This is a genomic window from Paraburkholderia sp. CNPSo 3272 (genome assembly GCF_024206495.1).
In the GTDB taxonomy this organism is placed as follows: domain Bacteria; phylum Pseudomonadota; class Gammaproteobacteria; order Burkholderiales; family Burkholderiaceae; genus Paraburkholderia.
Genome location: NZ_JAMBPQ010000104.1, coordinates 1 through 853, shown reverse-complemented (window position 1 = coordinate 853; position 853 = coordinate 1). Strand labels below are relative to the sequence as shown.

Genomic DNA, 853 nt, shown 5'->3' with positions numbered 1-853 from the left:
CCGTGGACATTCCCTGGCCGCTCTCGATGCGCTGGCCGCTCGGCGCCTGGCGCGTGCTGTTCGCACCGAAGGTGCAGGCGTTCGACGGCTCGCATTACAACGACGCGATCGTCGCGCGCGGCGCGTATCTCGTGCAGGGCCTCGGCCACTGCGGCGCGTGCCACACGCCGCGCGCACGCACGATGCAGGAACTCGCGCTCACCGACCTCGAAGGCGACGACTTCCTCGCGGGCGGCGGCCCGATCGACGGCTGGGTCCCCTCCAGCCTGCGCGGCAATCCGCGCACGGGCCTGGGCAACTGGAGCGAGGACGACATCGTGCAGTTCCTCAAGTCCGGACGCAATCTGCGTACGGCCGCCTTCGGCGGCATGACCGACGTCGTTCAGCACAGCATGCAGCACATGAACGACGCGGACCTGCTTGCCATCGCGCGCTACCTCAAGACGCTGCCCTCCAGCGACCCGAAGGAAACCGCGTACGCCTACGATCCCGCCGCCGCGCACAAGCTGCAAAACGGCGACGCGAGCGCACGCGGCGCAGCCGTCTATCGCGACAACTGCATGGCCTGCCACCGCAGCGACGGACGCGGCTACACGCGCGTATTCCCCGCGCTCGGCGGCAACCCGGTCGTGCAGGGCAAGGACCCCACTTCGCTGATTCACGTGCTGCTGGCAGGCAGCGCCCTCGAAGGCACGAAATCGTCGCCCTCGTCGTTCACGATGCCGGCGTTCGGCTGGCGTCTATCCGATCAGGAAGTGGCCGACGTGTCCACCTTCGTGCGTGCGAGCTGGGGCAACACCGGCGCGCCAGTGAGCGCAGAAGACGTCGCGAAGGTCCGCAAGACCGTCACCGT

1 protein-coding gene is annotated in these 853 nt (G+C 68.7%); it reads left to right on the top strand.

Annotated elements, in window-relative coordinates:
* Positions 1–853: cytochrome c (locus M3I53_RS37985; RefSeq protein WP_254320817.1), on the top strand; the 853-nt coding region annotated here is incomplete at both ends.